Source organism: Actinomycetota bacterium (genome assembly GCA_036280995.1).
Lineage (GTDB): Bacteria > Actinomycetota > CALGFH01 > CALGFH01 > CALGFH01 > CALGFH01.
The window spans coordinates 1-2,122 of the sequence record DASUPQ010000946.1; the positions used below are offsets into that span (position 1 = coordinate 1).

The window sequence follows — 2,122 nt, forward strand, 5'->3', positions numbered from 1 at the left end:
AGTCCTGGCGCTCGTTCCTGGTACGGGTCGACGTCCCCGGGATCAACACAGGCGATCTTGAGGTCGCCTTCGCCGGGGGGCTGCTGGTGGTCAGCGGTGCCCGCTACCTCACCGCCGGCCCGGACGGGGAGCGGTTCCACCGGCTGGAGCGCCACGCCGGCTCGTTCCGCCGGGCGGTCGCACTGCCCACGGCGGCCACCGCAGAGATGGTCCATGCCAGCGTCGAGGACGGCGTCCTCACCGTCGTCGTGCCCAAGCTCGCCCCGACAGCACCCAGCGGGGTGGCGGTGCAGCCCACGCCCCTCGAGATGGCCCGCCGACAGCAGCCAGACTAGCCATGCCGGGATGTCCGTGATAGCTGCGACGCCTCAACTGGGCGGCCCATGAAGGCGGATCGGCAGGGAGTATCCGGGTCACGGTGGGGGAGTGACCAGTCGCACACAGTGTGATGGTGCTGCAGGGCGCTGTCCGTAACGGTCCCGAGACGCAGGCCGGCCACTCTGACAGGTGCTCCGCGATCCTGGGAACGTGGTGGCACGGAGGCGAGCTGTGTGAGCGAGGGGATGGCGGTGAGCCCCACGAGCCGGCCTGCCGGGCCGCGCCGGCGGTCGGCCGTGCTGGCGTGGGCGCTGTGGGGGCTGACCCTGCTCGGTCTGGCCGCGGCCGCCTGGCTGGACCGGCTGCTGCGCCAGGCCGACCTGCCCGAGCTGGTCTCGCCGCCGCCCAGCAGCATCTCCCAGATGGTGGCGGCGGTGAGCGCGGCCACGGTCGGAGCGGTGCTGGCCGCCCGCCGGCCGCGCCATCCGGTGGGCTGGCTGCTACTGGCGTTTGGGCTGTCGATCAGCGCCCATGCCCTCACCTACGACTACACCCGCTACGGGCTGGTGGCGCGGCCGGGAGCGCTGCCGGCCGCCGGCTACCTGGCCGGGTTCAACAACGGTGTCGTGCTGAGCTGGATCGCCTGCGCCGGCTTTGTGCTGTTGCTCACCCCCACCGGCAGGCTACCCTCGCCGCGCTGGCGCTGGTGGGCCAGGACCGCCGCGGCCGCGGCCCTCGTGTGGCTGCTGGCGTCGGTGGTCCACCCGACACCGCTGTACCCGGAGTACCCGGCCATCGGGAACCCGCTCGCCGTGCCGGCCATCCCTCGCGGGCTGCTGGAGGTCACCCAACCGGCGGCCGGCGTAGCGGTGCTCGCCTCCCTGGTTGTGGGGGCTGTGTCGCTGGTGGGGCGCTTCCGCCGCGCCCATGGCGTCGAGCGGCTGCAGCTGCGCTGGCTGGCCTGGGGGGCGGTGCTGGCAGCGGCGGCGTTGTTGGTCGCCTTGGCCGCCTTGCTGATCGAAGAGGATTTCACCGTGCTCGACCTGGCGCTGGGGGTCTGCGCGGCGCTGCTGCCGCTGGCCACCGGCGCGGCGATCCTGCGCTACCGGCTGTACGACCTGGACCGCATCATCAGCCGCACGATCGCCAATGGCCTGCTCACCGTGCTCCTGGGGTCCGCCTATGCCGGGGTGGTGCTTGGGCTGGGTCGGCTCCTGCCCCAGGGTTCCAGCCTGGGCGTGGCCGGGGCGACCCTGGCGGTGGCGGCGGTGTTCCAGCCGGCCCGCCGCCGCATCCAGCAGGCGGTCGATCGGCGCTTCAACCGGCGCCACTACGACGCCGCGCACACCGTCGCGGCGTTCAGCGCCCGGCTGCGCCAGCATGTCGACCTCGACAGCCTGACCGCCGAGCTGTTGGCGGTGACCGAGGAGACGATGCAGCCAACCCAGTCGTCGCTGTGGCTGCGACCTTCCGACTCTGCCGCCTCGAACCAGCGCATGAGGGGCACATCCCGTGCGGATGGGCGGCCAACGGCGGCCGGCTCGGCGTTACAGCTGCGGTGATGCCGGACTGGCAGCGCGCTCTCGTCAGCCACCATCTCTCACCTCTTATCAATGGTGAGCCGTGCAGTCTGGCGGCATGTCCGGGCCAGGTTGACCCCGCTGGAGATGGGGCCGACGTGGCTGAAGGCCTGCGGGTAGTTGCCGAGGAACGCCCCGGTGGACGGGTCGATCTGTTCGGGCAGCAGCCCCAGAGGACGGCCGCGGAGGCTCAGGGTGCCGCCGTGAGTGGTGTGAGGCGACAG

At 72.4% G+C, this 2,122-nt stretch carries 3 protein-coding genes; 2 read left to right on the forward strand and 1 reads right to left on the reverse strand.

Annotated elements, in window-relative coordinates; all coding sequences use genetic code 11:
* Together VF468_31380 and VF468_31385 are read left to right on the forward strand one after the other, a co-directional pair.
* On the forward strand, nucleotides 1-335 hold a 335-nt coding region (locus tag VF468_31380), incomplete at its 5' end, for an Hsp20/alpha crystallin family protein (protein HEX5882789.1).
* A 234-nt stretch (nucleotides 336-569) separates the two neighbouring features.
* Nucleotides 570-1,880, forward strand: coding sequence for a hypothetical protein (locus tag VF468_31385; protein HEX5882790.1), 1,311 nt, complete (start codon nucleotides 570-572; stop codon nucleotides 1,878-1,880).
* A gap of 38 nt (nucleotides 1,881-1,918) precedes the next feature.
* Here VF468_31385 and VF468_31390 read toward each other — a convergent pair.
* On the reverse strand, nucleotides 1,919-2,122 hold a 204-nt coding region (locus VF468_31390), incomplete at its 5' end, for a glycoside hydrolase family 15 protein (GenBank protein HEX5882791.1).